The organism is Bacillus cereus group sp. BfR-BA-01381, assembly GCF_022663555.1.
Lineage (GTDB): Bacteria > Bacillota > Bacilli > Bacillales > Bacillaceae_G > Bacillus_A > Bacillus_A pacificus.
This window is the reverse complement of the sequence record NZ_JAKUFR010000027.1, coordinates 48,845-56,240: the sequence shown is the minus strand read 5'-3', so window position 1 is coordinate 56,240 and position 7,396 is coordinate 48,845. Positions and strand designations below refer to the sequence as shown.

Genomic DNA, 7,396 nt, shown 5'->3' with positions numbered 1-7,396 from the left:
TCCTTTTCTAAAAAAAGTAAACCTCACTTCATTATAGTTTATTTTTCTTACTATTGTAAATATTCGTTCATATAAAAAGAAGCCAATTATAATTGGCTTCTTTTTATATGAGAAATTAAATTGTTAGTTTATAATTACAAGATTTACATCCATCTAGTAAACTATCGTTTCGTGTTAATTCCGTGTTAGGGAATAGGATTTCAAAAATCCCTTTCATCATATCTCCGTGCATATTACAAATTTCAGTTGGGTGATGGACAGCAACTTCTTTAAATGGACAATTGTGTACATCATAGAAAATTTTCGTTCCATCTGCACTTAATTCAAATGCAGGTGATAAGCCAGCTGTCGAAAAGGCTTCTTTTGCAATTTGAATTTTTTGTTCCACTGTTAAGGCATCTTCACTCACATTTAAACGCTGCATATGTTGTTGCATTAATTCGGCCCCGAATTGTTTCCCTGTTTCGTATAGCGCTTTTTCACCAGCAGCACCAAGGCTAAGTAAAGAATTAAACGCGATTCTTGCTAACAATTGATAGTCACGGAATGGGAATTGTAATTGGATAACATCTTCAGATAATACATATAATCTGCTTGGCCTTCCGCCTTTTCCAGTTTTCTTCGTTTCGGATTTCAGCATATGAACATCTTCTAATTTAGATAAATGTAAACGCGCTACGTTTGGATGAATTTCAAACTCATCTGCAATTTCTTGTACAGTTACGTAACTATGTTTTTGAGAAATATATTTATAAATGTAATAACGAGTTGGGTCAGATAATACACCTGTAATTTTTAAAGCTTGTTCCATGAGGATCTCCACCTTTATCACTTTATCCAAGATAATAACATTATAATACAGATAAACATGGGTATAGGTAATTTTAGACAATAATTCGGAAATTGTTCATAATTTCACAAACATATTTTTCCTTTTCTATCTAGTGAAAATGCAAAAATACCGATTTTTCAGATGGATTTCTTCATGCTATATACATAGTGGGGAGGGAAAAATGATGAATGGAATTGAAAGCTTTGCGAATACGATTTTGAAAGAGGCGTGTAGGGTACAAGCTTCGGATTTACATATTGTGCCCCGGAAGAAGGATGTAGTGATTCAACTGCGCATAGGGAAAGATTTAATGACTAAACAATACATTGAAAAGGAATTTGGAGAAAAACTTGTTTCACACTTTAAATTTTTAGCATCCATGGATATAGGAGAGAGGCGGAAACCACAAAACGGTTCACTATATATACAAATAGATGGACAAGAAGTGTATTTACGCCTTTCCACGCTTCCAACCGTATATCAAGAAAGTCTCGTTATTCGTCTTCATTTACAAGCGTCTATTCAGCCGCTATCTCATCTTTCGTTATTTCCAAGTACAGCGAAGAAACTACTTTCTTTTTTACATTATTCCCATGGATTACTCGTATTTACGGGACCGACTGGTTCAGGAAAGACAACAACAATGTATGCATTACTAGAGGTGATTAGAAAAAAGAAAACACGTCGCATCGTTACACTGGAAGATCCAGTTGAAAAAAGAAATGACGATGTATTACAAATTCAAATAAATGAAAAAGCAGGTATCACATATGAGGCTGGACTAAAGGCTATTTTGCGTCATGATCCAGATGTTATTTTAGTGGGTGAAATTCGTGATGAAGAAACAGCAAAAATCGCTATAAGAGCAAGTTTGACTGGCCATTTAGTAATGACGACACTGCATACGAATGATGCGAAAGGAGCAATACTTCGGTTCATGGATTTTGGTATAACGAGGCAAGAGATTGAACAATCTTTATTGGCTATAGCTGCACAGCGACTTGTTGAATTGAAGTGTCCGTTTTGCAAAAGAAAGTGCTCAACTGTATGTAAATCAATGAGGCAAGTAAGGCAAGCGAGTATTTATGAGTTGTTATATGGATATGAGTTAAAACAAGCGATTAAAGAAGCAAACGGGGAATGTGTCACGTACAAGCATGAGACATTAGAGTCTTCGCTGCGAAAAGGATACGCTTTAGGATTTTTAGAAGAGGATGTTTATGTTTAAGAAAATATGGAGTTTAAGTGATCAAGTAATATTACTGAAACGATTAGGAGAACTATTAGAAAAAGGATACTCTCTTTTGCAGGCATTAGAATTTTTACGGTTTCAATTACCTTTAGAAAAGAAAGTACAATTGCAGCACATGATTGATGGATTAAAAAATGGAAAAAGTCTACACGATTCTTTTCATCAATTAAAGTTTCATCAGGAGATGTTAAGCTATTTATTTTATGCCGAGCAACATGGTGATATTTCTTTTGCGTTGCAACAAGGGAGTGCACTTCTTTATAAAAAGGATAAGTATAGGAAAGATATGATGAAAATAATGCAGTATCCTATGTTTTTGGCGTTCTTTTTAATAATCATGATTTTGATTTTTAACCGCATTTTATTACCACAGGTTGACATGGTATATAGTTCATTTGGTTCTACAGCACCGTTATTCACAGAACAAATATTAAGTACAATTAAGCTACTACCCTATCTTATTTTTAGCACAATTTTTATCGTTATGATTGGCTGTAGTGTATATATATTGTACTTTCAGAAACTCCCGCATATGAAGCGAGTAAAAATTATGCTTCGTATCCCCCTCGTAAAAACATTTCTTATTTTAAAGCATTCGCATTATTTCGCTACTCAATTGAGCGGCTTATTACACGGAGGACTATCAGTACTTGAGGCTCTAACAATAATGATGGAGCAAAAGTATCAGCCGTTCTTTCAGTATGAAGCGGGCCGAGTTAAACACCAATTAATTGCGGGAGAACCGTTGCAATCTATTATTGCTAAAAGCGGATATTATGAGGAAGAACTTTCTTATATTATTACACATGGACAAGCGAACGGTAATTTGGCGATTGAATTAGGTGACTATAGTGATCTAATTATGGAAAAGATTGAGCAAAAAATTAAACGTATGTTAGTGATTATTCAACCGATTTTATTTACGTGTATTGGAGCAATAGTCGTTCTTATGTATTTAGCGATGATTATGCCAATGTTTCAAATGATGAATTCTATATAGGAGGCATTTACATGCAGAATGAGGAAGGGTTTACCCTTTTAGAAATGTTATTAGTTATGGTCGTCATCACTGTATTATTACTATTAATTATTCCGAATGTCGTTACGCAACGTTCATCCGTCGAAGGAAAAGGATGTAAAGCCTATGTGAAATCTATAGAAGCGCAAATACAAGTATATCAACTACAACATAATAAAATTCCCTCGCTAAAAGAGCTGATTGATGGGAAATATATTACAAAGGATGAGTGTCCGAATGGTGAAGCTATTCATATTTCCAATGATGGCACAGTAACAAGTGGGAAACTGTGAACCAAAAAGGTTTTACACTTTTAGAAATGCTACTCGTTTTATTTGCAATTTCTGTACTAAGTATGGTCACGTATTTTCATGTACATTCATTATATGAAAAACAAAAAATTGAACAATTTTTAAGACAGTTTTCAAATGATATTTTGTATATGCAACAATTAGCCATAAACCGTCAAAAACACTATACATTACGATGGCATAAAGATAGACATATGTATTATATAGGGGAATCGAGTACGGATCTTTCTATCATTAAAAGAGAATATGATAACGATATACAATTGGATTTGAATACTTTTCCAAATCCGATGACATATAATCCGAGTGGAAATATTAATAGAGGTGGCACGATTTTACTTTCGTATCGAAGTTATAAATATGAGATTGTATTCCAGCTTGGAAGAGGGAGATTTACGTATCGTGAAATGTCAAAAAGGGTCAGTGATGGCTGAAATGCTTGTAGCATTAAGTATAGTAATGATGATGGTATCTTTACTACTTCCGCAAACAGTATTGATTATGCAAGAACGAAAAAACATACAAATTCGTTATAAGGCATTTGTATTATTAAAAAAAGAAGCAGCTTTATATATGTATGAGAATGAGGCAAAACAACAGAAAGAAAAAGTCATAAACGGAAATGTATATTACACATATTGGGGAGGAAATGAAGTTTGTGCGATGTGGAAAGATGTGAAAGGAAAAATGATGGAACAATGCTTTTATGCGGGAGAAAAAATGAATTAGAAGTTGGATTTACATTAATAGAAATGATCGTATGTTTTTTTCTGTTATCACTGTTCTTTTTACTCTTACCACGTTTAAACTTTATTGGAATAGAAAACAAGCAATCAAAAGGGTTAAATAATTGGGAATGGGATGTGTTTGTAGGACAAGTACAGTTAGAGTTTCGTGAAGTATCATTTGTGGAAAAAATAGTTCCTGAAAATAGAGAGAGTATGTTGCGCTTCCGTCTTCGCACTGGAGATGAAGTGACGTATGAAAAATTGAATAATCACCTTATAAGAAAAGTGAACATGCGCGGAAGAGAAGTTATATTACAAAATGTTGAAATGGTTTCGTATGAAGTAACACCTCATTTGCTCTTTATCAATGTGAAAGATAGGAGTGGGAAAATATATGAAGGTGTAGCTATTAGGTATAGTGAAATGGAAATAAATACATGAGAAAACAAGATGGGTTTACGATGCCAGGAACAATTATTTTTCTTGTATTATTAACTTCGTTCTTTATATACGAAACGAATATGTTGCTTGTAGATAAAAAATTTTATATTGAAATAGAGCAAAAGTTTGTACTGGAGGAAATACTAAATCGATCTATTACAAATATAAAAAAAGACTTACAGCAAAAAGAAAAGGAAGGTACTTTTTTCTTTTCATATGAAAAGGGCGAAGCGAGTGGAAATTACGTATTTGAAAACGACGTTATTCTCGTTTCATTGCAGTGCAAAATAAAACAAGAAGTTTTCTATAAAGTAAGCTTTCGGTATAGAAAAAAGGATGAGAAAATATTTGATTGGATAGAAGGGTAGTATGTGAAATATATGGATAAAAAACCATGATTTCTCATTTGAAAATAGGCTGTTTTTTTAAAGGAAATGGATAAATAAAACAATTAAAAGTTTAAATTTTCTTAAAAAAGAGAAAGGTAGAAAGAATATGATATATTCATGCTATCCAATCATTATTTTTAGGGAGAATAGGGAAATGACAAACAACAATCAAATAGGTGAAAATAAGGAACAAACTATTTTTGATCATAAAGGAAATGCAATTATGACAGAAGATAGGGAAATACAAATTATTTCAAAATTCGAAGAACCTCTTATTGTCGTGTTAGGAAATGTATTAAGTGATGAAGAGTGTGATGAATTAATTGAATTGTCTAAAAATAAATTAGCGCGTTCTAAAGTTGGCTCATCACGTGATGTAAATGATATTCGAACAAGTAAAGGTGCATTTTTGGACGATAATGAACTTACAGCGAAGATTGAAAAACGAATTTCATCTATCATGAATGTTCCTGCGTCGCATGGAGAAGGATTACACATTTTAAATTATGAAGTGGATCAACAGTATAAAGCGCACTATGATTATTTTGCAGAACATAGTAGATCAGCTGCTAATAATCGTATTAGTACGCTTGTCATGTATTTAAATGATGTAGAAGAAGGCGGAGAAACTTTCTTTCCGAAATTAAATCTTTCTGTGCATCCTAGAAAGGGAATGGCAGTATACTTTGAGTATTTCTATCAAGATCAATCACTAAATGAGTTTACGTTACACGGAGGGGCACCTGTAACGAAAGGCGAGAAATGGATTGCAACGCAGTGGGTGAGAAGAGGTACTTATAGATAAGGCGAGTATGTTACGTTTTGTTCTTCAGTGTATAAGAAGAACAAAACGTTTTTTATTAAATAAAGTAGCATCTTTCGTTATAATAACAAGTAATACATGACGATTGAGAGGAACGAAAATGAAATCTATATACATAACCGGCTATATGGGAGCTGGGAAAACAACAATTGGAAAAGCATTAAGTAAAGAACTTCATATGGATGTTATAGATACAGATCAAAAAATTGAAGAGAAGCAAGAGAAGGAGATTCGTGATATTTTTGCCGAAGAAGGTGAAATGGCTTTTCGGGAATATGAAAGTGAGATGTTACGTTCACTACCTGTTGAAAATGTAATCATTACAACTGGCGGCGGAATCATTGAGCGAGAGGAAAACCGAAAGTGGATGAAGGAAAATGGCACTGTCGTGTATTTATATTGTGATCCACACGTAATTGCAGAGAGGCTTCGTGAAGATACGACACGTCCACTATTTCAGAAGAAAGATATAGATGCATTTGTAATGAAATTCGAATCGCGCCGAGCTTATTATGAAGAGGCTCATATTCATATTGATACGACGAATAAGTCTGTAAAGCAAATTATGGATGAATTAAAAGAAAAGATTAATGAATAAAAAAGTGGACATACTAATCAAGTAGAGGTGATGATAATATGTCTACTAATGATTATGTTCGCTTTGTGACACAGCAGTTTGTGTCGTATATGGATGCGCCAAAAGAAGATCGAAAACAAAAGAAAGAACAACGCCGTGCTGAAAAAGAGCCATTTATGAATAAGTGGTTTGGTGTTATGCCGCTAAGTGCTGCTTTGTTTTATCAAAACGTAAAAAATAAAAGAAAAAAATCAAGTTAAAGATTTCGTAATATGTGTAGCAAAATGAAAATCCCCTAGTAGCATCATACTACTAGGGGATTTTCATTTACTGCATAGACTCGTTTTCTTCTGTAACGGCATGTATTTTATTGTTCACCCAGACAAATCCAATTCCGATACAAATGGAAATGCCCCATCCAACAGCGGTCATAATTGCTCTCATTTCACCGTAGCCATCTACACCGAAAACAGAGATGAAATAAATTTTTAAGAAGCTTTTTAATATGAATTGTAGACCGAAAAAGAGCGTTAAATATTGCAATGCTGGATAGATACGACTATCACGATACAGTTCACGACTTTTATCACGGTCATGGCCTTGCAGTGCAGCAATATCTGCTGCGAAATATAACATAAGTGGTTTTTTTATAAAAATTGTACATATAACGATAATACCGAGTACGATGTGATAATACGCATCGTTCCACAACATTCGTTCAGCTGATCCAGATAATAGATCTACCGTTGTATTAGAAATGAGTGTAATTAAAATAAAGAACCCTGTTACGTTAAACTGTTTTTCTTTTTTAAAGGTATACAGTGTATAAATAATCCCCGGAACAGAGGAAAGTAACATTGCGTAATAAGGATCGATATAAGGTTTTGCAAATTTCCAAATGAGGAATGGGATTACGAGATAAAAGACAAGATCTAATATAGCTTTTTTATTTTGATTCATATACAGCCTCCTTAAGTCATACATATATTTTATAATATAATTTCTGAAAATTGTATAAGGTTTAG

The 7,396-nt window shown here is 33.4% G+C and carries 12 protein-coding genes; 10 read left to right on the top strand and 2 right to left on the bottom strand.

What is annotated here, in order from left to right; all coding sequences use genetic code 11:
• Positions 1 to 115: 115 nt before the first annotated feature.
• Positions 116 to 811: a helix-turn-helix transcriptional regulator gene (locus tag MR079_RS12005; protein ID WP_029439920.1), complete on the bottom strand. Its 696-nt coding sequence runs from the start codon at positions 809 to 811 to the stop codon at positions 116 to 118.
• Positions 812 to 1,016: 205 nt separating this feature from the next.
• Here MR079_RS12005 and comGA point away from each other — a divergent pair, with 205 nt between their 5' ends.
• The 10 genes from comGA (at position 1,017) to MR079_RS11955 (ending at position 6,631) form a co-directional block, all read left to right on the top strand.
• The gene (gene comGA / locus MR079_RS12000) at positions 1,017 to 2,060 is read left to right on the top strand and encodes a competence protein ComGA (RefSeq protein ID WP_073530042.1); all 1,044 of its coding nucleotides are present in this window, start codon (positions 1,017 to 1,019) and stop codon (positions 2,058 to 2,060) included.
• Complete coding sequence (gene comGB, locus MR079_RS11995; RefSeq protein WP_139866670.1) at positions 2,053 to 3,084, top strand: competence type IV pilus assembly protein ComGB; 1,032 nt, start codon at positions 2,053 to 2,055, stop codon at positions 3,082 to 3,084. The genes comGA and comGB overlap by 8 nt, the downstream gene beginning before the upstream one ends.
• 11 nt (positions 3,085 to 3,095) lie before the next feature.
• Entirely contained in the window at positions 3,096 to 3,395 is a 300-nt protein-coding gene (gene comGC, locus MR079_RS11990) for a competence type IV pilus major pilin ComGC (protein ID WP_001178694.1), read from the top strand.
• Positions 3,392 to 3,847, top strand: coding sequence for a comG operon protein ComGD (comGD, locus tag MR079_RS11985; RefSeq protein WP_139866672.1), 456 nt, complete (start codon positions 3,392 to 3,394; stop codon positions 3,845 to 3,847). The genes comGC and comGD overlap by 4 nt, the downstream gene beginning before the upstream one ends.
• The gene (comGE, locus tag MR079_RS11980; protein ID WP_000829518.1) at positions 3,840 to 4,142 is read left to right on the top strand and encodes a competence type IV pilus minor pilin ComGE; all 303 of its coding nucleotides are present in this window, start codon (positions 3,840 to 3,842) and stop codon (positions 4,140 to 4,142) included. Before comGD ends, comGE begins: the two co-directional genes overlap by 8 nt.
• Positions 4,112 to 4,582 carry a competence type IV pilus minor pilin ComGF gene (gene comGF, locus MR079_RS11975; protein WP_000923056.1) on the top strand — a complete coding sequence of 157 codons (471 nt, stop codon included), beginning with the start codon at positions 4,112 to 4,114 and terminating at the stop codon, positions 4,580 to 4,582. The genes comGE and comGF overlap by 31 nt, the downstream gene beginning before the upstream one ends.
• Entirely contained in the window at positions 4,579 to 4,950 is a 372-nt protein-coding gene (gene comGG, locus MR079_RS11970; protein WP_242294016.1) for a competence type IV pilus minor pilin ComGG, read from the top strand. The genes comGF and comGG overlap by 4 nt, the downstream gene beginning before the upstream one ends.
• Before the next feature lie 175 nt (positions 4,951 to 5,125).
• Positions 5,126 to 5,776 carry a 2OG-Fe(II) oxygenase gene (locus MR079_RS11965; RefSeq protein WP_242294015.1) on the top strand — a complete coding sequence of 217 codons (651 nt, stop codon included), beginning with the start codon at positions 5,126 to 5,128 and terminating at the stop codon, positions 5,774 to 5,776.
• Between the two features lie 118 nt (positions 5,777 to 5,894).
• A complete protein-coding gene (gene aroK / locus MR079_RS11960) occupies positions 5,895 to 6,392 on the top strand; it encodes a shikimate kinase AroK (protein ID WP_139866678.1) in 498 nt (165 codons plus the stop codon).
• A gap of 38 nt (positions 6,393 to 6,430) precedes the next feature.
• Entirely contained in the window at positions 6,431 to 6,631 is a 201-nt protein-coding gene (locus MR079_RS11955) for a YqzE family protein (RefSeq protein ID WP_000106079.1), read from the top strand.
• 67 nt (positions 6,632 to 6,698) lie between these two features.
• Here MR079_RS11955 and MR079_RS11950 read toward each other — a convergent pair whose 3' ends face one another.
• On the bottom strand, positions 6,699 to 7,331 hold the full coding sequence (locus MR079_RS11950; protein ID WP_139866680.1) for a VC0807 family protein: 633 nt from the start codon (positions 7,329 to 7,331) through the stop codon (positions 6,699 to 6,701).
• Positions 7,332 to 7,396: the final 65 nt, after the last annotated feature.